We start from the raw sequence: 21699 nt of genomic DNA on the forward strand, positions 1-21699 counted from the left end.
GAAAGGCTCTAACAAAGTGAACGAACGACGCATTGGCATCGTGATGAACGGTGTCACCGGGCGGATGGGTCTGCGGCAGCACCTGGAACGATCGATCGTCGCCATTCGCGAGCAGGGTGGCATTCTCGCGGCCGATGGCAAGACGGTGATCATGCCCGAACCGATCCTGGTCGGGCGCAACGAGGACAAGCTGCGCCGGATCGCCGACAAGTACAACCTCACCCGCTGGACGACGAACCTGTCCGAGGCGCTGGCCGAGCCGGACGTCGAGATCTACTTCGACTCCCAGCTCACGCAGCTCCGCGAGAAGGGTGTGCGGGCCGCCGTCGAGGCCGGCAAGGCGATCTACTGCGAGAAGCCGATCGCGGAAGGCCTGGACGCGGCCGTCGAGCTGGCCCGGCTGGTTCGCGATTCCGGGCTGAAGAACGGCGTGGTCCAGGACAAGCTCTCGCTGCCGGGTCTGCGCAAGCTCAAGCGGCTGGTCGATGGCGGCTTCTTCGGCCAGATCCTCTCGGTCCGCGGCGAATTCGGCTACTGGGTCTTCGAGGGTGACTGGCAGGAGGCGCAGCGGCCCGCCTGGAACTACAAGCAGGAAGAGGGCGGCGGCATCGTCGTCGACATGTTCTGCCACTGGCGCTACGTGCTCGACCAGATCTTCGCGCCGGTCAAGTCCGTCTACTGCCAGGGCGCCACGCACATCCCCGTCCGGTACGACGAGCAGGGCAACCGGTACGACGCCACCGCGGAGGACGCGGCGTACGGCATCTTCGAGCTCGAAGGCGGCATCGTCGCCCAGCTCAACTCGTCCTGGACCACCCGGGTCTTCCGCGATGAGCTGGTCGAATTCCAGGTCGACGGCACCGAGGGAAGCGCCGTCGCGGGCCTGCGCAACTGCCGCGCCCAGCATCGCTCGGCCACGCCGAAGCCGGTCTGGAACCCGGATCTGCCCGTCACCGAGCCGTTCCGCGACCAGTGGCTGGATGTGCCGGACAACGAGGTGTTCGACAACGGGTTCAAGGTTCAGTGGGAGATGTTCCTGCGGCACATCGTGGATGACGCGCCGTTCACGTGGGACTTCGTCGAGGGCGCGAAGGGTGTGCAGCTGGCGGAGCTCGGGCTGCAGTCGTGGCGCGAGGGCCGCAAGCTCGACGTACCGGCGCTCGAGATCGGTGGTGTGGCGTGAGCCTGGAGCTCAACCTGCCGACGCTGTCCGGTGGGTTGTCCAAGTATCAGCTGGTCTCTACAGCGCCATCGGTTGAGACTTATGAGCCGGCGCGGGAGCGGTTGGCCTTCGCGGCGGCTCACGTGGTCGCGGATCCGCTGGGTGACAACGCGCCGGGGGCGCCCGCGGTGGTGGACTGGGAGCACACGCTCGCGTTCCGGCGGCACCTGTGGTCGCTCGGGTTGTCCGTGGCCGAGGCGATGGACACGGCCCAGCGCGGTATGGGTCTCGATTGGGCCGCTACGCAGGAGCTGATCCGCCGGTCAGCCGCCGAGGCGCCGGATGGACGGATCGCCGTCGGCGTCGGTACGGACCAGCTCGGGCCTGGCGTGCATACGTTGGACGCGGTCATCGCGGCGTACGAGGAGCAGCTCGCGCTCGCCGAGGAGGTCGGGGCACAGCCGATCCTGATGGCCAGTCGTGCGCTTTGCGCGGCCGCTGCGGGATCGCCCGACGACTATCGCAAGGTCTACGACCGGCTGCTCGGCCAGTCGAGTCGTCCGGTCATCCTGCACTGGCTCGGGTCGATGTTCGATCCGGCGCTGGAGGGCTACTGGGGGTCGGACTCGCTCGACACGGCGGCGGACATCGTCGTCGATCTGATCAGCGACAACGCCTCGGCTGTGGACGGCATCAAGGTGTCGTTGCTCGACGCAAGCAAAGAAGTTGCTCTGCGCAAGCGTATTCCGGTCCGGCTGTACACGGGTGACGACTTCAACTATCCCGAGCTGATCAAGGGCGATGGCGAGTTGCACAGTGACGCGCTGCTCGGCATCTTTGCCGCGATCGCGCCAGCCGCGGCTGCCGCTCTGAAGGCGCTAGACGAGGGCGACTTGGCCACGTACAACGCGTTGTTCGCGCCGACCGTGCCACTGTCGCGGCAGATCTTCGCGGCACCGACGCCGTACTACAAGACCGGAATCGCCTTCCTGGCCTGGCTGAACGGCCATCAGCCGGGCTTCGGCATGGTCGGCGGCCTGCAGACCGGGCGGTCACTCCCGCACCTCGCGGAGACCTTCCGGCTCGCAGACCAGGCCGGCGTACTGACGAAACCCGAGCTGGCCGTGCACCGGTTCCGCCAGCTGCTCGTGGTCGGCGGGGTGGACGCGTGAACCGCTACAGCCTGAACCAGGCCACCACCAAGTACTGGCCGTTGGACGACGTGGTCGCCGCGAGCGCGAAGGCTTCGCTGGACTGGATCGGGCTCTGGCGCGAACCGGTCCAGGAGTACGGCGTGGAGAAGGCGGCGGGCCTCGTCGCGGATGCCGGCCTGCGGGTCTCCTCGTTGTGCCGCGGCGGGTTCTTCACCGCGTCAACCGCCGCCGGGCGGGCAGCCGCCGTGGCCGACAATCGGCGTGCGCTCGAGGAATCGGCCGCCCTTGGTACGGACACGCTGGTGCTGGTGAGTGGCGGATTGCCCGAAGGCTCGCGTGATCTCGCAGGCGCCCGGGCGATGGTTCGCGATGGCCTCGCCGAACTCGCGCCGTACGCCGGGGAGCTGGGGGTGCGGCTGGCGATCGAGCCGTTGCACCCGATGTTCTGCTCGGACCGGTGTGTGGTCTCGTCGCTTGGTGGCGCACTCGATATCGCGGAGCAGTTCCCGGCGTCGCAGGTCGGGGTGGTCGTCGACGCCTATCACGTCTGGTGGGACGCGGACGTGCTTCGCCAGATCGCTCGTGCGGGCTCGCGGATCTGCTCGTATCAGGTGTGCGACTGGATCGTGCCGCTGCCGTCCGACGTACTGCTCGGCCGCGGCATGATGGGCGACGGGTCGATCGACCTGCGTTCCTTGCGGACTGCGTGTGAGGCTGCCGGTTATACCGGGCCGATCGAGGTCGAGATCTTCAACGCCGATCTCTGGGCCCGGCCTGGCCAGGAGGTTTTCGACACCGCTCTCGCCGCGTATCGCGAACACGTTGCCTGATGCAACAACCGTCCAGGCGCTGGTGGCATACGGCCGGCGCCTGGCTTGGCATCGGTACGGCGCCAGGCGCGCTGGTCCTCGGTAGTAGCGCGGCCGCTCTCGCGGATGGGCCGGTGCCGCTCGTCGTACTGCTCCTGGCTGGTCTGGTGATGGCGTTCCTGCTGGTCATCCAGGGCCACCTCGGGCTGGCACCGCCGTACGGCTCGGGTCGTCGGCTGGCCGAGGTGCTGCCGGACTACCTGCCGTCGGCGACTCGCACGGTCTTCGGTTGGCTGCTCGCGATCTCGATGGTGGGGTGGACGGGCTTCAACGTCGGCCTTGGTGGTGCGGCGCTCGCCCAGTTGCTCGGACTACCTGCGTGGACGGGCGCCGTACTGCTGGGTGGCGCGGTGTTGCCGGTCGCGTTGACCGGTCGCTGGAATTTGTTGGCCGTGGCAACTACCGTCAGCGCGTTGCTCCTTGTATTGCTGGTGGTCACTACCGCCGATACGTCGACCGCGCCGATAACGCTTGCCCCCGGCAACCTCTCGCTGCTCTTTGCGGCCACGGCGCCGTTCATCGGGTACGTCTCGGTCTTCGCGGTTCGCGCGCCGGACTTCACAGCCGGGCTGCGAAATCGTTTCGATCTCGCGATGTGCGTGCTGCTGTTGGTGTTGCCCAGCTTGCTGGTCGCGACGGCCGGTGCGTTGCTGTGGCGATCGACCGGCTCGACCGATCTCGTGGCCGAACTCGCGCACTCCCAGGTCGGCACGATTCTGCTTGCCGTGTCAGTGATCGCGCCAACGCTGGCGGCGTACCACTCGGGCGGTCTGGCCCTCGCGGGCGTGACGCGACTCGGAATGCATCGAGCGCTTGTTTTGATCGCGACCGTCGGGATAGCCCTTGCCGCGTTGGGGTTTCACCGTTATCTCGTCTCCTGGCTGGTCATGCTCGCGGCGACGATGCCGCCGTTGGCCGTCGCGATGGGCGTCGAAGGCTGGCGTCGCCGGCGCGGCCGGGAAGCGCGCCTCGTACCGGCGTGGAGCTGGATGCCCGCGTCCGTACTCGCGCTCGGATTGACCATGGTCGGCGTACCGGCCGCAGTGATGGCCGGACTCGCCGCGGCCCTGATTCTCGCCATGATCCGAGGGCGGCGCACTCGGGTACCCGAAGCGTCACTACGATGAGCGATGAGATGCGCACGCATCGTCAGAAGAGCTCGCGGATGTGACCCAGTGAATGCGACTGGATACTGTCTGCGTCTCAGAGACCGGACTAGACCCGCGGGACACCACTGTTCTACTGGCCTGATCTGTCACTCTGTATAAGGGGCCTAGACCACGGCAGGGCCCCGTGAGGCCGCCGAGTTGCCGTGACGCCGGAGATCCATCGTGCAGAACGAGCCCACCGTACGAATGACGGCAGTTCGCCGTCTGTACGAGGTGAGCGCCCGAATGGGTGCGGGGCGCAGCCTGTCCGAAACCCTGCAGGCCGTCGTCGACGGTGTGGTGGACGGCCTCGGCTTCGGGATCGCCGTTCTGAACCTGCGTCAGGCCGACGGCAAGTTCGAGGTGATCGCGGTCGCCGGTTCGCCGGATGCCCGCGAGGCGTTGCTCGGCACGATCAGCGCGGCCGACATCTTCGACGCCGAGTTCGCGATCGCCGACTCCTGGGGCGCGCTGCGGTTCGTGCCGCATGAGCGACTGCCCGAGGGCGAGGTGGTCGGCTGGGTGCCCGAGATCCCCGTCTCCGAGGACCCGGACGCGTGGCATCCGCTGGACGCGTTGTTCGCGCCGCTGAAGTCGCCGAGTGGTGAGCTCGTCGGCATGCTCTCGGTCGACCTGCCCGAGGACCAGCGCCGCCCCGGCCAGATCCATCGCGAGCTGCTGGAGATCTTCGCGACCCAAGCCGGTCTCGCCATCGACAAGGCCCGGCTGACCGACCAACTGCTCGCGGAGAAGGTCCGGCTCGAGGCCAGCGAAACGACGTTCCGGCTGGTCTTCCAGGGCGCGGGCAACGGGATGGCGACGATCGCGTTCGACCCGCCCGACCCCGGCCGGGTGCTGCGGGTGAACGAGGCGTTCTGCCGGATCACCGGCTACGCACCGGATCAGCTGATCGGGACCAGCTTCCCGAGTTACCTCGACGACGAGGACTTCGGTCAGACCCAGCGGGAGATCGAGGAACTGACGCAGACCGGCAACGAGCCGTACCGGTTCGAGCGGCGGTTCCTGCGCGCGGACGGCCGGGCGATCTGGCTGGCCGGCACCGCGTCGATCGTTGACCAAGGCAAGGACCAGCCGCGGTTCATCCTGGTCCAGGTCGACGACGTCACCGCGCGCAAGGACGCCGAGCGCGAGCTCGAGCACAACGCCGCGCACGACCCGCTGACCGGACTGCCGAACCGCCGGCTGCTCCGGCACCGCTTCAACGCGGCCTTGCAACGCTGCCGCCAAACCGGCTCGCGTGGCGCCGTACTCTTCTGCGATCTCGACCACTTCAAGGACGTCAACGACCGGTACGGGCACGAGACCGGCGACCGGGCGCTGCGCGAGATCGCGGATCGCCTGCTGGCCCAGGTCCGGCATGGGGACACGGTGGCGCGGCTCGGTGGTGACGAGTTCGCGATCCTCGCCGAGGACATCTCGGGCGACGCGCTGGACCTGCTGGTCGAAAGGCTGGACGAGGCCATCGCGTCGCCGCTGACCGACATCGACGTGCCGGTCACGGCCAGCATCGGGACGGGGATCGTCAGCCCGTACGTCACGGACCTGGACGAGCTGTTGCGTACGGCGGATGACGCGATGTACCAGGCGAAACGCCGCAAAGCCCGCCGCTAGCTCTTCCGCGGTTACTTGTCGCGTACTTCCGCGGTTACTTTGTCGCGGTTACTTGTCGCGAGTACGGCGGAGGGGCCGGCGGGGCTGGGCGCTGCCTTGGGAAGGCGGGCCCCATTCCTGCAACTGCTCGACTATGTGCTGGTTGTGCTTGATCACGTTCTTGAAGAACGGCGCCGACTCCTCGCGCGCGAACGCGATGATCGGCATCCAGTGCTTGCGCCCGTTGTCCGCCTTCCACACGATGCCGGGCAGATCGGTGATCGAGTCGATCCGGTCCCGCTCGATCCGCTGCGTCCGGAACAACCCGCGCACCTCGATCGCGTCATCGTCCACCCGCGCCCCCAGGTGATACCCCCGGAACGCGAGCCAACCGCCGCCCCCCAGCGCGACCACCGCCACGACGATCGCGAACACACCACGATCGGTCAGCCCATAGATCACCCCGAGTACGGCGATCGCGAGCCCCGGCAAGAGGTTGACGATCCGCGAGACGATCAGCGGCCGGAAGTCCATGCGGTCATCCTCTCACCCTCCGTACCCGCCCAAGTCGTGCCGCCGTCTCCCTTTGCATTCATTCGTCGGAATCCGCCCTCACAGCTCAGCGGACCAGCACAAGGCAGGCGACGGCTGAGGGCGGATTCCGACGAATGAATGCAAAGGGCGGTAGGCCCCCGCCCTTTGGTCACAAGGGACCGATGATGCGCGACACGCCGTGTCACAAGGGCCCGATGAACGGGATACAACGAGCCGGCGGGCGTGGCGAAAGGGGAGGGGCTAGCGGGTGGGGGATGTGGCGGCTAGGGCTTGGAGGGGTGCGGCGGTTAGGCGGTAGGTGAACCAGTCGGATTGGGGTTCGGCTTTGAGGGAGTTGTAGAAGTCGATGGCGGGCTGGTTCCAGTCGAGGACGGCCCATTCGAGGCGTTCGTAGCCGTTGCGGACGCATTCGCGGGCGAGTTCGGCGAGCAGGGCTTTGCCGAGGCCGGAGCCGCGTTGGGCCGGCTGGACGTAGAGGTCTTCGAGGTAGATGCCGTGTACGCCGCGCCAGGTCGAGAAGCTCAGGAACCAGACGGCCGAACCCACCACCACACCGTCCACCTCGGCGACATGGGCGAAAACCGCGGGCTTCTCGGCGAACAGCGCGGCGGTCAGCTGGTCGGCGGTGAGGTGGCATTCGTCGGGGGCGCGTTCGTAGGCGGCGAGTTCGTGGGCCAGGCCGACGAGGGCGGGGACGTCGGCGGGAACGGCTCGGCGGATGATCGCGGTGGAGGCCATACGCCAAATCCTGCCGTACGCCGCCGCGAGGGCGACCACGTGCATTCATTCAGAAGTTGGGGTGCTGGGGTTGAGAGATTTTTACTGTTGGAAAACTTAGTTGGGGGCAGGCAGGTTGGGGATATGGCAACTAAGACGAAAACCCGGCGGATCGGTGCGGTCGAGGTCAGCGCGATCGGGCTCGGCGGTATGCCGATGTCGATCGAGGGGCGGCCCGACGAGGCCCGGTCCATCGCGACGATCCACGCCGCGCTCGACGCCGGCATCACCCTGATCGATACCGCCGACGCGTACCACCTGACCGCGAACGACGTCGGCCATAACGAGACGCTGATCGCGACGGCGCTCGCGTCGTACGGCGGTGACACCTCCGACGTACTCGTCGCGACCAAGGGTGGACACCTGCGCCCGGGCGACGGCTCGTGGACGCAGAACGGCTCGCCGGCGTACCTCCGACAGGCGGCCGAGGCCTCGCTCAAGCGGCTCGGCGTCGACGCGATCGGGCTCTACCAGTTCCACCGGCCGGACCCGAAGGTGCCGTACGACGAGTCCGTCGGCGCGATCCGCGACCTGCTCGACGAGGGCAAGATCCGGCTGGCCGGCATCTCGAACGCGAACCCCGCCCAGATCCGCCAGGCGAACGAGATCCTCGGCGGCCGCCTGGTCTCGGTCCAGAACCAGTTCTCCCCGGCCTTCCGGTCGAGCGAACCGGAGCTCGAACTCTGCGACGAACTCGGTATCGCGTTCCTGCCGTGGAGCCCGCTCGGCGGTATCTCGAGGGCGAGCGACCTCGGCGACCAGCACCCCACCTTCCACGAGGTCGCGCAGGAGCTCGGCGTCAGCCCGCAGCAGGTGACACTCGCCTGGATGCTGGCCAAGTCCGAGCACGTCATCCCGATCCCCGGTTCGAGCCGCCCCGAGACGATCCGCGACTCGTACGCCGCGCTCGACCTCACGCTCACCCCGGAGCAGCTCGAACGCCTCAACTAGTGACAGGCCCGCTGACCCGCATAGAGATCCAGAACGCTCGGGCGTACGCCGGGTTGCAGCGTGGCGTTCTCCAGATCACCCGGGAAGTCGCGGGGTAGACCGCTCGCGTCCGCGGTCGCGCCTTGAACGCCGAGGGTGATGCTGCGCGGGGCGACGTCGCCGACGAGGATCGCGTACGGACTGCCGCTGGCGATGCGGACATTCCAGTGCGCGATCCTTGCCCCGAACAACGGTCCGGATGCCGCCGAACCACCCACGCGACCGTTGTTCACCAGGGTGATGTCCGTGCGCGCGTTCTCGAACGGCATCGCCCGATGCGTATCGAACGTGCCCTCGGCCATCTTGCCGCGACGCCAGACATTGCCCGCCGAAAGCCCTTCCAGGTTCAGCCCGTGATGCAGCGCGCCGGTTGGCAACGGCACCGCGAACGCCTCGATCTCGAACCCGTCGACCAGGTTGTCGTGCGCCTGCATCCGGCACGCGAAACTGTGATGGGCCGACCGGCCGCCGACCACCACGTTCGTCATCGTGACGGACTTGGTGGTGGTGAAACCGAAGCCGAGATCGCAGTTCTCGACGCGTACGTCGTCCGCCCAGCAGTCGTACACCGCCTGGAAACAGAGGCCGTTCGCGCCCGGATGCCGGTTGTGGATCGTCATCGGCTTGAGCTCGTTGCGGATCGTCAGAGCCTCTACGCCCACGTCATGCAGCGTCGGCCCGATATGCCGCAGTCGAGCCGGCCACCCCGGCCGTAGGTCGTACCGCAACGGCTGAGCGAGTCGTACCAGCCGTTCGCCGACCATCTCTTCAATACGCACAGGCCATTGCAGAGTCGCGTACTGGACGTACTGACCGCCAGAGCCGGTAGTGAGTTGCGGAGCCCGCTTAGGCCAGTCGTACTGCCTAGTCCCAGGTACGTCGCCCGCGAGGTGCTGCAGAAGGCTTGCGTCACTGGGGTTGTCACACTCGAGTACGACCATGTCCCCGGCCTTGAGGCCCGCCGTACTCGACACGCTGATCGTGCGCTGCCCACGCGAAGCCGACGCCACTTCCGCGAGGGTGTCGCCAAGCAACCAGCCCTCGGACGCGGCGAAGTCCTCGGCCTCAGACTTGGCCCGGCGCTCTGGCGCTATCACCCAGATCTGGCCGCCAGTCCAGGACCAACGACTTTGCAAACTCGGCTGAAGGTTAGGCCGGTAGCTCTCCTCCAACGGCCGCGTGAAGTGCAGGATCGTCCGGTCCCGGCCAGAGCCGCGCAGAACCACGTTCGACCAGTGCATCCAGACAGGTGATGCCAGTACATATGTGCCAGGCGGTACGACGACCGTGCCGCCACCACGCTCACCGGCGTACTTCACGGCCTCGTTGAACGCCTGAGCCGAGTCAGACCCGTCCTGCCGGGCACCGAATTCCGTGACCTTCGCGACGACCCGCGGGCGGCGTGGACGTTCACCACCGCGATAGCCGGCATGCGAGATGTCCGGGATCAGCGGATGCGACCCGCGCGCCTCAGCCCACTGAGCCAGCAGTACGGCGGACTCGTCCCGCGGGCGCCCTGCCGGTTCAATCGAGCCCTTGGCAACGGCAGTACCGGGCAGAGCGGTGAGAGTGGTTGCGGCGGCTCCGCCGAGCAGTAATCGGCGGCTGAGTTGAGGCATGGCGTCCCTCCGGACATCGGACTCGGGCGGTCGAGTCGCCAGTCGCACTGCCTTGAGCCTGCAGTCGAATGGCAGTCGAACAACGCTGGGCAATCGCTTGCCGCTGCAATATCCACCGCCCTCCCAGCCCTCGGCAAGACCCCAAACCACTGAAACAAGTTTCATCCGGCGGAAGCCGGTTCCAGCTGGCGGGCCCTCTCGCACCCGGAACCGTCCGGGAGACCTGGACTCAGGCTCCCGGACGCATCGCCGTTTCAGCAGGCGGTGAAGGCGTCGGCTATGTCATTGAGCCTGTCACCCACGTACGCGCTGGAACCGGGCGCCGCCGTCCAGATCGTGAAGTAGCCGGTTGGGTTGCCGAACTTGTAGACCGTAGTGGTCGCCCCACCGGACTGGTTGTTGTGCCAGGAACTCGTCATGTTGTCGAAGTCCCAATTCTGGAAGTCGTGCAGCCCACCGCAGTCGGACCAGGTCAGTCGACGACCGCCGAAGTCCGCGTGCTCGTAGAAGCAGGTCCAGTAGTAGCTGCAGTTCGGCGTACCGGCCGGAGCCATCGCCTCACCGGCCGCACGAGCCGTCTTTTCGCCGGGCAGTGGAATGGTCACAGTCACCTTGCCGCCTCGCCAGGCGACCTGGTTCGGACCGACCTGCTTGCCGGTGGGCGACTTCGCGAGCAGGTCGTCGACCTGGCGCTGCAGCTGGATCCGCTGAGCCGTTGCCAGTCCGGCCGTGAGACCGGTCGGGTCCGGCGGCGCAGCCACGGTCGCCGCCGCCGTACCGCTGAGCACGCCGGCCGAGACGACCAGGCCGATGACCAAGGACAGACCGCCGAGTAAACGCTTCATGGTGAGTCTCGTTTCTCTCCGGGATGACGGCCGGATAGGCCGTCCGGCGAGACGCTGACAGACGGCGATGGCGATTGACTGAACGCTCGAAGCGCCGCCTCGGGTAAGGGAATGCCGGAGGTCGAGTTGACGTTTCAACCTGCGACAGTCGTTTAATAGTGAATCACCTAAGCGAGGAGCAACGATGCAGTTCGGCGTCTTCACCGTCGGGGATGTCACCACCGACCCGGTCACCGGTCACACCGTCAGTGAGGCGGAGCGGATCAAGGCCATGGTCACGGTGGCGAAGAAGGCCGAGGAGATCGGTCTGGACGTCTTCGCGACCGGCGAGCACCACAACCCGCCGTTCGTGCCGTCGTCGCCGACGACCCTGCTCGGGTTCATCGCGGCTCAGACCTCGAACATCATCCTGTCGACCTCGACCACGCTGATCACCACGAACGACCCGGTGAAGATCGCCGAGGACTACGCGATGCTGCAGCACCTGGCCGACGGCCGGGTCGACCTGATGATGGGTCGCGGCAACACCGGCCCGGTATATCCGTGGTTCGGCAAGGACATCCGGGACGGCATTGCGCTCGCTGTCGAGAACTACGCGCTACTGCGACGCCTGTGGCGCGAGGACGTCGTGAGCTGGGAAGGCCGGTTCCGCACGCCGCTGGAGGGATTCACGTCAACCCCGCGGCCACTGGACGGCGTACCGCCATTTGTCTGGCACGGCTCGATCCGCAGCCCTGAGATCGCTGAGCAGGCTGCGTACTACGGTGACGGCTTTTTCCACAACAACATCTTCTGGCCTGCAGACCACACTGCGAAGCTCATTGACCTCTACCGCCGCCGCTTCGAGCACTACGGACATGGCGCCGCGGACCAGGCCATTGTCGGTCTCGGCGGGCAGATCTTCATGCGGAAGAACTCGCAGGACGCCATCCGGGAGTACCGGCCGTACTTCGACCACTCGCCCATCTACGGCGGCGGGCCGTCGATGGAGGACACGATGGCCGAGACGCCGCTGATCGTCGGCAGCCCGCAGGAGATCATCGAACGGACGCTGACGTTCCGCGAGAAGTTCGGCGACTACCAGCGTCAGCTGTTCATCGCGGACCACGCGGGTCTGCCGTTGAAGACCGTGCTGGAGCAGATGGACATCCTCGGCGAGGAGATCATTCCCGTACTGCGCAAGGAGTTCGCGGCCCTCAAGCCGGCCCACGTGCCCGACGCCCCGAACCACGAGTCGCTCAAGGCCGCCGCCGAGCGCGCCAAGGAACTGGAGGCGTTGTGAACACGCGGACGATCGTTGTCATCACCGCGGGTCTGACCCAGCCGTCGTCCACCCGGCTGCTGGCGGACCGACTCGCGGCCGCGACGCGGGATGCCTTCGACGGACAGGGCATACCGCACGAGGTCGTCACGGTCGAACTGCGGCAGCTCGCGCAGGACCTGACGAACAACCTGCTCACCGGCTTCCCGTCCGCCGCTCTGCGCGACGTGCTCGACCAGGTCGCCCGGGCCGATGGCGTCATCGCCGTCACCCCGACGTTCAGCGCGTCGTACAACGGATTGTTCAAGATGTTCTTCGACATCCTCGACGAGGGCGTGCTCGCGGCCAAGCCCGTCCTCATCGGCGCGACCGGCGGCACCGAACGCCATTCGCTCGTCCTCGACTTCGCCCTCCGCCCGCTCTTCACCTACCTGCGCGCGGTCGTCGTCCCCACCGGCGTGTACGCCGCCTCATCCGACTGGGGCGCGGGCGCCACCGGCCTCCACGACCGCATCGACCGAGCCGCCACCGAATTCGCCACCCTCGTCACCTCAACCCAACCCGCCGCCGTACGCGACCCCTACGCCACCCCCACCCCCTTCGCCCAACTCCTCGCCGAATAACCCTCCCACCTCTGCCGCGAGTGGTCACTTCTGGCCGCGCAAAGTTCCGAGGACGTCATGCTGATGAGCAGACGTGACCGCTCGCGACGAAGGACGACCTCGAGGCAGCGCGGGTGAAGCGGTGTCCAAGTCAGGACTTTTAGAAGGCGGTTTTGAACGTTCCATCACGGGAGGTAGTCGGGTCGATACGGGGATGTGTAACTTCCTGCAAATCGGATAAACGTTGCGCATCGGCCATTGACCGGGCAGCTAAATTTGATGTTTGATCAACTCGTCTTTGGAGCGCTCCCTATCTGGCGGAGACCCAATGACCCGATCGGCGACAGGTCCCCAGCCTGTCGCCGATCCCCTTTTCCCGGGTCCTTTCACGTCGGCTGGATTCGCACCCACACCGCACCACGCCGGACCGGGCGACCACGCGGGCCGGGTGGGTGAAAGGATCCCGGTCATGGCCGATGACTACGGACAACCGATCGGGCGGGTGCTCGGCGACGGGTTCGTCGTACCGCCGCTGCTGGAGGGCTGGACGGCTCTCGACGGGATCGTGCTGGTGAAGTGCCTGGACTCCGAGGGCCGGTCCGCGTGGGCGTTCCGGGAGACCGAATCGCTGAACGAGGAGGAGATCATCGGCGCACTGACCGTTCAGCTCGACATCATGCGTGAGCGGACCGTCAACATGTACCGCGGCGAAGACGACGACTGACGACCCTGGGGAGCAAACGATGTCGTTCGTGATGACGGTGGCGGAGCGCGAGGCGTTCCTGGCAGGCGTTCACATCGGCGTGCTCGCGGTCGAGCGGGACGGACGCGCGCCACTGGCCGTGCCGATCTGGTACGACTACGAACCTGGCGGCGACCTGCTGATCTGGATCGTGCGCGAAACCGCCAAGGACAAGGCGATCTCGGCCGCCGGACGGTTCAGCCTCGTCGCCCAATCCGAGGTCGTCCCGTACCAGTACGTGAGCGTCGAAGGCCCGGTCGTCGACGCCGGCGGACCGCCCACCCGCGACCAGGCCCTCCGCATCACCCGGCGCTATCTCCCCGAGGACGACGCCGTCGCGTACGTCGACGGCTCACTCGGCGACCGGTCGTTGCTGATATGCATGCGTCCTGAGAAGTGGCTCAGCAACGACCAGAGCAAGTAGCCATCAGGCCTCGGGTACGACGACGGTGTTCTGGCCTGCCGCCAGCAACCAGCCATCGCCGTTGCGCGCCAGCAGATAACCGGGGCTACCGCGATCGGGCTCCGCGCCCGGCTCGGCATCGCGCTGGTGGTACTCCTGGTTCACCGTCACCAGCGCCAGGTCGTCCGTGACGAACATGATGTGGTCTACCTCATACGTCGCATACGAGTCTTTCGTTGCCCCAGGCAACACTTTTCGGGTGAATTCCGAGATGGCCGGCTTGCCGTAAAGCCGTTTACCTCCTCCGGTCACCCACTTCGCGTCATCGCGGAACAGCGCGAGGAATCCGTCGGCATCCTCCCGGGACTGCACGTCGGCCACGGTGGCGACGAACTTGACGATCGAGTCGATATCACTGGCGTTCGGAACAGTTCGTGCCACCTTGATGTCCATGAGCGAAAGCCTCCAACCTCAAGGACACTTGAAGTCAACTCCCCTGCTCGCGGAATGCCATAGCGTGGACCCATGACGATCAGGGACGACTTCCTCGCCACGGCACGATCGGCCGCCGCGCTGCTCCGGGATCCGGCGGTCGCCGCTGGGTGGAATACGCCGAGTGCTCTGCCTGAGTTCGGCGTGGCCGGGTTGGCGGGGCATCTGGCCTTCCAGGTGCTGGCGGTGCCGGAGTTCCTGGCCGGACCGGTGCCGACCGAGGAGACCATCGGCATCCTCGAGCACTACAACCGGGCCCAGTGGATCGACGCCGAACCCGACGCCGAGATCAACCGCAAGATTCGCGACGGCGGTCACCAGCTCGCCGCCGACGGTCCTCCCAACCTGGCCGATCGGGTCGACGACGTCATCGCCGGGCTCGCCGAGACGTTGCCGAAGGAGCCCGCCCGGCCGGTGCGCATTTCGTTGTGGGGCCCGTGGTCACTGATGCTCGACGACCTGCTGGTCACCCGCATGATGGAGCTCGCCGTCCACTCCGACGACCTCGCCGTCAGCGTCGGCATCCCAACACCCGCCCTCCCAGAACAAGCTGTCGAAACCGTGGTCGACCTGCTATCTCGCTTGGCCGTCCGCCGCCACGGCCCAACCGCCGTACTCCGCGCCCTAACCCGAGCCGAACGCGCCCCAACCACCATCACCGCCTTCTAAACCCCAGCCCCTCGCGAGGCCCACCACCTCTATGCCGCGAGTCTGGCACTGCTCTGGTGGGCGGCCCGTTCCGGGCTGAAAATTGGGGTGGTGCCCGTTGACGCCGTATCACTGTGGTTCGTTTGAGGCCGTCCGCGAGTCGGGCGCCGGGAGTTGCGTTGTGGGCCTTTCAGTGTTGCCTTTGAGCACGCGGACTAGATTCGCCGGATCCTTGCAGCTCCTGCGGGCACCGTGTTTGCCGGTGCGTTGTGTGGAGGTGGGTTGTGGTGCTGGAGCAGACGCAGGATGTCGAGGAGATCATCGCGCGGGTCGCGGCGCTGGACATCGGTAAGGCCGAGTTGGTGTGTTGTGTGCGGATTCCGGATCCGGGCCGGCCGGGGCGCCGGTTGCAGGAGGTGGACCGGTATTCGACGATGACGCGGTCGTTGTTGCGGCTGGCTGACCGGCTGGTCGAGCTGGGGGTGTCGCGGGTGGTGATGGAGGCGACCTCGGACTATTGGAAGCCGCCGTTCTATCTGCTGGAGGCGGCCGGGTTGGAGACCTGGCTGGTGAACGCCAAGGATGTGAAGCATTTGCCGGGTCGGCCGAAGACCGACCGGCTGGATGCGGTGTGGTTGTGCAAGGTGGCGGAGCGGCAGATGCTGCGGGCCAGTTTCGTGCCGCCGTTGCCGATCCGCCAGTTGCGGGATCTGACCCGGTATCGGGTTGATTTGGTGAACGCGTGCACTGCGGAGAAGAACCGGGTGGAGAAGCTGCTGGAAGATGCCTGTATCAAGGTGTCGGTGGTCGCGTCGGACATTTTCGGGGTGTCGGGGCGGGACATGCTGGCCGCGCTGGCCGGGGGTGAGCGGGACCCGAAGGTGCTGGCGCAGTTGGCCCGGTCCCGGATGCGGGCCAAGATCGGTGACCTGGAAGAAGCCTTCACCGGATACTTCACCGACCACCACGCCTATCTGCTGGCCAAGATGCTGGCCCGGATCGACCAGATCGAAGCCGATATCGCCGACCTCGAAGACAGGATCGGCGACCAGATCGCCCCTTTCGCCGAGGCGGTGGAACGACTCGATGAGATCCCCGGCATCGGGCGGGTCACCGCGCACGTGATCATCGCCGAAATCGGGACCGACATGACCCGGTTCCCCACCCCGGGCCACCTGGCGTCGTGGGCCAGGTTCGCCCCCGGGGTTAAAGAATCGGCCGGGAAGAAGAAAGGCACCGGCGCCACCGGCCACGGCAACTCCTACCTGGCCCGGGTCCTGGGCGAGGCCGCCGTCTGCGCCGGTAAAACCGACACCTTCCTCGGCGAACGCTACCGGCGCATCGCCAGACGCCGCGGCCGCAAGAAAGCCATCGTCGCGGTCGGCCGCTCCATCCTGGTCATCGTCTGGCACCTGCTATCCGATCCCGACGCCCACTTCCACGACCTCGGCCCCGACTTCTACGACAACCGCATCAACCCCGAACGGAAACGACGCAACCACGTCCGCCAACTCCAAGCCCTCGGCTACAACGTCACCCTCGAACCCGTCGCCTGACCACCGAGCACACAACCTCCCGGCTCCGCTGCGCTCCGCCGGAACACACGCACGCCCCAACACAGTCATTTTCGGACTAGTGGTCACTTCTGGTCCTAGCCGCGAGTGGTCACTTCTGGTCCCAGCGACGGTCCGCCAATGTCTGGGTGATGGACCAGATGCGACCACTCGCGCGAAAGGTCGAAGGGTCGACTAGGTCAGCGGAGCCCGGGGACGACGGTGAGGGTGTACGGCGGGGTGCCGGGGGCCTGGTCTAGTTGGCTGTTGACCCAGATGAGGCGGCCGCGGTCACGGGCGATGGTCGTCGGGGTGGCGCCGGCCGCCCCCGGAGCCGAGTCGGCCAGGATTGTCGCCTTGGACCAGGTGCTGTCGAGCAACGCGAGCCGGGTGACGTACTTCCCACCGCCAGCGTTGTTCACGACGTACAACCGATGCCCCTCCAGCAGATAGCCGTCACCCGAGAGAACGCCGTCGACCTCGACCACCGTCACCGCGCGACTGCTGACGTCAACGCGATAGGTGACGTCCTGACCTTGCTCGCCGACCAGCAGCGTGCTGCCGTCTGGAGTGGCGACGATGCCGTTGAGGAAGTACGGCTTCGGGCTGATCTTGTCGCGGGTCACCCACGGCTCCAGCTCGCCCAGCCCGTCGCGGGTGAGAGGCGCTCGCCAGATCTGGTTGAGCGCCGAGTCGGTGACGTACACCGCGTCCTCGGTCAAGGCGAAGTCGTTCAGGAACGAACCCGCTGCCGCCGTACGCGAGGCCAGCAACCGACCGTGAGCGTCGTACATGAAGAGCCGGCCCGTACTCGCACCGGCGACGAGGACGCGACCCCAACGGTCCACGTGTACGCCCGTCGCCTGGGTCCGGCCGTCGGAACCAGCCGGCAGGAACGGTTTGAGCCGGCTGTTCCAGACCGTCCCGCGATAGACCGCGCCCGTGCCGACGCTGGTGACGTAGATGGTGCCGGACCGGGTGATCTCGATGCCCTCGGGCGTATCACCCGGGGTCTCGGAGACGACGTACGTCGAGAGGCGGCACGGCTCATGCAGTGGTTGCGCGGCCGCGGGCTGTGACGCCGCAGCGGTGATGGCGGCAGCAGCGAGAAGGCTTGCCAGCAGGGTTCGATTGGTCATCGCCCCAGCCTCGGGATCGGCCCGGCACGCCGCGACCGCTTTCGGCCCAGCCCGAAGCCCCATTCTCGTCGTACCGTGTCGTCCAGGGGGTGAGGCCCATGATCCGGATCAGATTCGGCCCGGCGGACCTTGGCCGGGTGACTTTCGGCCGGGAGCCGGATCCGCTGTGGGACGCGGCGCTGGCGGCACGGGCGTTGCGCGACCTGCCGAGCTCGGCGACGGCCCGGCGCTGGCGGCAGCAGGCTCGTCCGCAGCTGCGCCCGGTGATGAAGCCGCTGCTGAAGCTGGTCAGCCCGCGCGGCGCGTTCCCCGATTTCCTCACGCCCGAGCTGGACGGAGGCGGTCTCGACGCCGCGATCGAGCAGCTGCTGGCGACACCTGCGGAGGCGGTTCGGGCTGAGCTCGCGCCGCACGTACCGGCCGACGTCGGCGGCTGGATGGGCGACTTCCTGGGCGACCACCAGTCCGCCCGCCGCGAACTCGGTCAAGCCGTGCGCGCCTTCCACGCCGAAGCCCTGGCGCCCTGGTCGGTAACGCTGGAAGGCCGATTCGCCGCCGACCTGGCCATTCGCTCGCGCGCGATCCTGACCGATGGCGTCGAGGGGATGCTGACCGGACTGCACCCGGACGTCGAATGGCACGCACCCGAATTACGCGCGCACGGCCTCGGCGCCGCGTCGTACGCCATCGATCTCGATGGTCGCGGCCTCTTGCTCTACCCGTCGGCGCTGGTCGCGGAGTGCATGGCGCTCGACGTACCGGGAAGGCGGCCGGTGCTGGTCTACCCGGCCGCCGAGGCGCTCTGCGAAAGGCCGGCGCCGTCCGATCACCTCGCCGACCTGCTCGGGCGTACGCGGGCTTCGGTCTTGCGGTCGCTCGGTGCCGACGCGAGTACGACGCAGCTCGCCCGCCGGACCGGGATTTCCCTGGCCTCGGCGAGCGAGCACGCCCGCGTACTTCGCAACGCCGGCCTGGTCACCACGCATCGCGCCGGCGGTATCGCCCTGCACTCCCTCACCCTCGCGGGAACTCGTCTCATCCGTTCGGCCTGAGCTTCAGCAGAGGGCCTTGTCCAGGAGGGCGTTCACCTCCGCGCGCGGCTTCGGACCGGGCGGCGTGATGTTCACCGTGATCTGGCGATCGTTGCGCGGATTCGTGAACGACCAGGTCGAATAGCCCAGCGCATCACCGTCATGCCCATAGACCGTGTCGCCACAGCTGAGCGTCCGCCACCGCAACCCCAGCCCGTACGTCGCTCCGTCCCGCGCGGGCGCTTTCATCTGCTCCAGCAGGGATTTCGGCACCAGTCGCCCGCGAAGCAATGCCGTGTGGAACTTCGACAAGTCGGCCGTCGTACTGATCAACTCACCTCCCGCCGACATCAGCGACGGGTTCAACTCGGTCATATCGGCGGTCCCGACGAAGCCGCGCAGATGCGGCCCGTGAATGCGCAACTCCGTGCCAGGCAAGGAGGTATCGCTCAACCCGAGTGGCCAGATCAACCGCCGCTTGATCTCGTCGGCGTAACTCTGGTGCGTCACCCGCTCGATCACCATCCCGAGCAGCAGGTAGTTGGTGTTCGAGTAGGACCACCCATCGCCCGGCGCGAACAACGGCGGCAGACTCGTGGCCCGCGCGACCAGCTCGGACATCGTCCAGTCCCGCCAGCGATACGCCTCGAAATCGGGTGAAGGCGGCAGCGGGATGGTTCTCAAGACGTCCGCGAGGCCACTGGTATGGCCGAGCAAGTGCCTAATCCGAATCTCGGACCCACCTGGCACGACGCCGGGCAGCCAACGCTCGACCGGATCGTCCAGGCGGATCTCCCGCTCCGCTACCAGCTGCAGGATGACCGTTGCCACGAAGGGTTTCGTCGAACTGCCGGCCCGGAATTTCTCGTTCCCTCTCACTGCCGCGCCACCCGGCGCGATCGTTCCGCTGCCGAGCCGCCAGACCTGACGCCCGTGCCGCACCTGGGCAATCGCCCCGGTCGCGCCCGCCGTGACGATCGAGTCCAGCGACTCCTGCAGGTCATCCCGTGTCTGTGGTCCCGCTGCCGCGTTTGCAGGCAGGCTCATCGCACCTATGGCCATAGCCGTCGTACCAATCAGAAGAGCAAGTCTCATGCCCCAACCCTGCCGACCACCCGCACGGCCAACCATCCGGAACGTCAGCCGTTCACCCCTGACCCAACCCCACCCCAACCCCGTCGAAGAGGACGCCACCAGACGGTCTGTCGCGGCCATCCTTGTTCCCGTCGTGGGGTGCAAGGGAGACTTTAGTATTGACAGCATGCTGTCGTTATGACAGACTCCTGTCATGACAACGAACAAGGTAGTGCACGTAGCGGTTTTCGACACCTTCGCTGACTGGGAGATCGGTTACGCGACAGCCCATATCCGCAAGGCCGATTGGCAGCGGGAGCCGGGGCAGTACGAGATCGTCACGGTCGGTCTCAGCACCGACCCGATCACCACGATGGGCGGGATGGACATCGTCCCCGACATCACCCTCGACCAGCTCAACCCGGAGGACAGCTCGATGCTGATCCTGGCCGGCGGCGAAACCTGGACCGAGAACGCGATGGCCCCATTCCGCACCATGGCCAGGCGATTCGTCGAGGCCGGCGTCCCGGTCGCGGCGATCTGCGGCGCCACGCTCGGCCTCGCGATCGAGGGTCTGCTCGACGATCGCGCCCACACCAGCAACGCGGCCGAGGTCCTGGCCTACTCCGGGTATGGCGGCGCCGAGCTCTACCGGAACGAGCCCGCGGTGATGGATCGCGGCGTGATCACCGCCAGCAGCGTGGCGCCGGTGCACTTCGCCCTGGTGATTCTCGAGGCGCTCGAGGTCTACGAGCCGGCTGTGGCAAAGTCATGGTTCAAGCTGTTCGGCGATCGCGACCCGGCGGGTTTCTTCGAGTTGATGGCGGTGTGATGGACGACGGACCACTTCTGTCCGCGGCGGCTTTGACGAGCTTCAAGCTGAATGGCCAGTTCCTCGCACTCGCGGAGGAGCTGGCCAAGCCGGCCGGGCTGACGGCCGCCTGGTGGCAGGTGCTCGGCGCGGTCATGCCGGCACCATTGCCGGTCGCCGGAATCGCCCGCGAGATGGGCATCACCCGGCAGAGCGTGCAGCGCATCGCGGACATCCTCGTCGACCGTGGCTACGCGGAGTACCGCGTCAATCCGGCCCATCGCCGCGCGCAACTGCTCGCCCTGACCGACGCCGGCCTCGAAGCCGTACGACGTATCGCGCCTCAGCACGCCGATGCCGCACACCGCCTCGCCACCGTCATGGGCCGCGAACGCCTCGCCGAAGCCGTCACCGCCCTGCAAGATCTCTCCACCGCCCTCGACAAACTCGACGACTAACGCCCGGTCCTCTCAGGCCGGGCGAGGACTAACGGCAGTCGAGGGCTAGCGGCGGTCGAGGGCGGCGGTGAGGCGGTCGGCGACGGCGGGCCATTCGGACGCGATCATCGAGTAGATCGCGGTGTCGCGCAGGGTCCCATCGGTGCGGACCTTGTGCGAGCGGAGAATGCCCTCGAAGCTCGCGCCGAGCCGCTCGATCGCCCGCCGGGACCGTTCGTTCAGCGAATCGGTGTGCCAGGTGACGCGATGGGCGCCGAGGTCCTCGAACGCCCTGCGCAGCAAGAGAAGTTTGGCCTCGGAGTTGAGCGCGGTCCGCTGCCACGGCCGGCCGATCCAGGTGTAACCGATCGCCAGACCGCGATGCACCGGATCGATCTCGTAGTACGACGTGGTGCCCGCGACCTGGCCGCTGCCGGCGTCGATCTGGGCCCAAGCGAGCCGGCCCGGCTGAGCCAGGATCGAGTCGACCATGGCACGCGCCGCGTCCCGGGTTTCCGGCCGGTTCAGGCTCAGCCAACGCCAGAGCTCGGGATCTTCGCCCGCCTCGAACAAGCCGTCCGAATGCTCCGGCGCCAACGGCTCGAGCCGCACGTGCTTGCCTTGCAGGACAGGCCGTTCACTCCACAGATCAGCACTCACCCCGCGAGCGTACACAGACCACGTTCCCAAGCCGTCGTCCTCCTGCCGCGAGTGGTCGCGTTATGGCGGGCCCACTCGCGGGTGGTTCAGATGTGACCACTCGCGGCAGAAAGAAG

General features: G+C 67.1%; 23 protein-coding genes. 15 read left to right on the forward strand and 8 right to left on the reverse strand.

Annotated elements, in window-relative coordinates:
• The first annotated feature begins 16 nt into the window (after window positions 1-16).
• The 5 genes from OG394_RS24360 to OG394_RS24380 all read left to right on the forward strand — a co-directional run bounded on the left by OG394_RS24360 (window position 17) and on the right by OG394_RS24380 (window position 5965).
• Window positions 17-1183, forward strand: coding sequence for a Gfo/Idh/MocA family protein (locus OG394_RS24360; RefSeq protein ID WP_328989368.1), 1167 nt, complete (start codon window positions 17-19; stop codon window positions 1181-1183).
• Complete coding sequence (locus tag OG394_RS24365) at window positions 1180-2334, forward strand: dihydrodipicolinate synthase family protein (protein ID WP_328989369.1); 1155 nt, start codon at window positions 1180-1182, stop codon at window positions 2332-2334. Before OG394_RS24360 ends, OG394_RS24365 begins: the two co-directional genes overlap by 4 nt.
• On the forward strand, window positions 2331-3146 hold the full coding sequence (locus OG394_RS24370) for a sugar phosphate isomerase/epimerase family protein (protein WP_328989370.1): 816 nt from the start codon (window positions 2331-2333) through the stop codon (window positions 3144-3146). The genes OG394_RS24365 and OG394_RS24370 overlap by 4 nt, the downstream gene beginning before the upstream one ends.
• Window positions 3146-4312, forward strand: a complete 1167-nt coding sequence (locus tag OG394_RS24375) for a hypothetical protein (RefSeq protein WP_328989371.1) — start codon at window positions 3146-3148, stop codon at window positions 4310-4312. The genes OG394_RS24370 and OG394_RS24375 overlap by 1 nt, the downstream gene beginning before the upstream one ends.
• Before the next feature lie 228 nt (window positions 4313-4540).
• Window positions 4541-5965, forward strand: a complete 1425-nt coding sequence (locus OG394_RS24380; protein WP_328989372.1) for a diguanylate cyclase domain-containing protein — start codon at window positions 4541-4543, stop codon at window positions 5963-5965.
• Window positions 5966-6013: 48 nt separating this feature from the next.
• Here the strand turns inward: OG394_RS24380 and OG394_RS24385 are convergent, their stop codons facing one another.
• Both OG394_RS24385 and OG394_RS24390 read right to left on the reverse strand, forming a co-directional pair.
• Entirely contained in the window at window positions 6014-6478 is a 465-nt protein-coding gene (locus OG394_RS24385) for a hypothetical protein (protein ID WP_328989373.1), read from the reverse strand.
• Window positions 6479-6739: 261 nt separating this feature from the next.
• Window positions 6740-7237: a GNAT family N-acetyltransferase gene (locus OG394_RS24390; RefSeq protein ID WP_328989374.1), complete on the reverse strand. Its 498-nt coding sequence runs from the start codon at window positions 7235-7237 to the stop codon at window positions 6740-6742.
• A gap of 123 nt (window positions 7238-7360) precedes the next feature.
• On the opposite strand from OG394_RS24390, the gene OG394_RS24395 reads away from it, so the two are divergent.
• Entirely contained in the window at window positions 7361-8227 is an 867-nt protein-coding gene (locus tag OG394_RS24395; RefSeq protein ID WP_328989375.1) for an aldo/keto reductase, read from the forward strand.
• Here the strand turns inward: OG394_RS24395 and OG394_RS24400 are convergent.
• Window positions 8224-9885, reverse strand: coding sequence for a glycosyl hydrolase family 28-related protein (locus OG394_RS24400; RefSeq protein WP_328989376.1), 1662 nt, complete (start codon window positions 9883-9885; stop codon window positions 8224-8226). The genes OG394_RS24395 and OG394_RS24400 overlap by 4 nt on opposite strands.
• Before the next feature lie 254 nt (window positions 9886-10139).
• Entirely contained in the window at window positions 10140-10730 is a 591-nt protein-coding gene (locus OG394_RS24405) for a peptidase inhibitor family I36 protein (RefSeq protein WP_328989377.1), read from the reverse strand.
• Between the two features lie 184 nt (window positions 10731-10914).
• Between OG394_RS24405 and OG394_RS24410 the strand changes: the two genes are divergently transcribed.
• The 4 genes from OG394_RS24410 (at window position 10915) to OG394_RS24425 (ending at window position 13759) form a co-directional block, all read left to right on the forward strand.
• A complete protein-coding gene (locus OG394_RS24410) occupies window positions 10915-12012 on the forward strand; it encodes an LLM class flavin-dependent oxidoreductase (RefSeq protein WP_328989378.1) in 1098 nt (365 codons plus the stop codon).
• Window positions 12009-12614: an FMN reductase gene (locus tag OG394_RS24415; protein WP_328989379.1), complete on the forward strand. Its 606-nt coding sequence runs from the start codon at window positions 12009-12011 to the stop codon at window positions 12612-12614. The genes OG394_RS24410 and OG394_RS24415 overlap by 4 nt, the downstream gene beginning before the upstream one ends.
• 448 nt (window positions 12615-13062) lie before the next feature.
• Window positions 13063-13317: a hypothetical protein gene (locus OG394_RS24420; protein WP_328989380.1), complete on the forward strand. Its 255-nt coding sequence runs from the start codon at window positions 13063-13065 to the stop codon at window positions 13315-13317.
• 19 nt (window positions 13318-13336) lie between these two features.
• Window positions 13337-13759: a pyridoxamine 5'-phosphate oxidase gene (locus tag OG394_RS24425; RefSeq protein WP_328989381.1), complete on the forward strand. Its 423-nt coding sequence runs from the start codon at window positions 13337-13339 to the stop codon at window positions 13757-13759.
• A gap of 3 nt (window positions 13760-13762) precedes the next feature.
• Here OG394_RS24425 and OG394_RS24430 read toward each other — a convergent pair whose 3' ends face one another.
• Window positions 13763-14191 carry an SgcJ/EcaC family oxidoreductase gene (locus OG394_RS24430; RefSeq protein ID WP_328989382.1) on the reverse strand — a complete coding sequence of 143 codons (429 nt, stop codon included), beginning with the start codon at window positions 14189-14191 and terminating at the stop codon, window positions 13763-13765.
• 72 nt (window positions 14192-14263) lie between these two features.
• Here OG394_RS24430 and OG394_RS24435 point away from each other — a divergent pair, with 72 nt between their 5' ends.
• Window positions 14264-14899 (forward strand): maleylpyruvate isomerase N-terminal domain-containing protein, encoded by a 636-nt coding sequence (locus tag OG394_RS24435; RefSeq protein ID WP_328989383.1) that lies wholly within the window; start codon window positions 14264-14266, stop codon window positions 14897-14899.
• A 269-nt stretch (window positions 14900-15168) separates the two neighbouring features.
• A complete protein-coding gene (locus OG394_RS24440; protein ID WP_442914301.1) occupies window positions 15169-16434 on the forward strand; it encodes an IS110 family transposase in 1266 nt (421 codons plus the stop codon).
• 197 nt (window positions 16435-16631) lie between these two features.
• Here OG394_RS24440 and OG394_RS24445 read toward each other — a convergent pair whose 3' ends face one another.
• The gene (locus tag OG394_RS24445; protein WP_328989384.1) at window positions 16632-17570 is read right to left on the reverse strand and encodes an SMP-30/gluconolactonase/LRE family protein; all 939 of its coding nucleotides are present in this window, start codon (window positions 17568-17570) and stop codon (window positions 16632-16634) included.
• Window positions 17571-17668: 98 nt separating this feature from the next.
• Here OG394_RS24445 and OG394_RS24450 point away from each other — a divergent pair, with 98 nt between their 5' ends.
• A complete protein-coding gene (locus OG394_RS24450) occupies window positions 17669-18622 on the forward strand; it encodes a winged helix-turn-helix domain-containing protein (RefSeq protein ID WP_328989385.1) in 954 nt (317 codons plus the stop codon).
• Between the two features lie 3 nt (window positions 18623-18625).
• Here the strand turns inward: OG394_RS24450 and OG394_RS24455 are convergent, their stop codons facing one another.
• Window positions 18626-19696 (reverse strand): serine hydrolase domain-containing protein, encoded by a 1071-nt coding sequence (locus OG394_RS24455; RefSeq protein ID WP_328989386.1) that lies wholly within the window; start codon window positions 19694-19696, stop codon window positions 18626-18628.
• A 193-nt stretch (window positions 19697-19889) separates the two neighbouring features.
• Here OG394_RS24455 and OG394_RS24460 point away from each other — a divergent pair, with 193 nt between their 5' ends.
• Together OG394_RS24460 and OG394_RS24465 are read left to right on the forward strand one after the other, a co-directional pair.
• Window positions 19890-20507 (forward strand): DJ-1/PfpI family protein, encoded by a 618-nt coding sequence (locus OG394_RS24460; RefSeq protein ID WP_328989387.1) that lies wholly within the window; start codon window positions 19890-19892, stop codon window positions 20505-20507.
• Window positions 20507-20944: a MarR family winged helix-turn-helix transcriptional regulator gene (locus tag OG394_RS24465; RefSeq protein WP_328989389.1), complete on the forward strand. Its 438-nt coding sequence runs from the start codon at window positions 20507-20509 to the stop codon at window positions 20942-20944. The genes OG394_RS24460 and OG394_RS24465 overlap by 1 nt, the downstream gene beginning before the upstream one ends.
• 45 nt (window positions 20945-20989) lie before the next feature.
• Here OG394_RS24465 and OG394_RS24470 read toward each other — a convergent pair whose 3' ends face one another.
• A complete protein-coding gene (locus OG394_RS24470; protein WP_328989390.1) occupies window positions 20990-21583 on the reverse strand; it encodes a GNAT family N-acetyltransferase in 594 nt (197 codons plus the stop codon).
• Between the last annotated feature and the right edge of the window lie 116 nt (window positions 21584-21699).

Origin of the sequence: Kribbella sp. NBC_01245, from assembly GCF_036226525.1 — a bacterium.
GTDB lineage: Bacteria > Actinomycetota > Actinomycetes > Propionibacteriales > Kribbellaceae > Kribbella.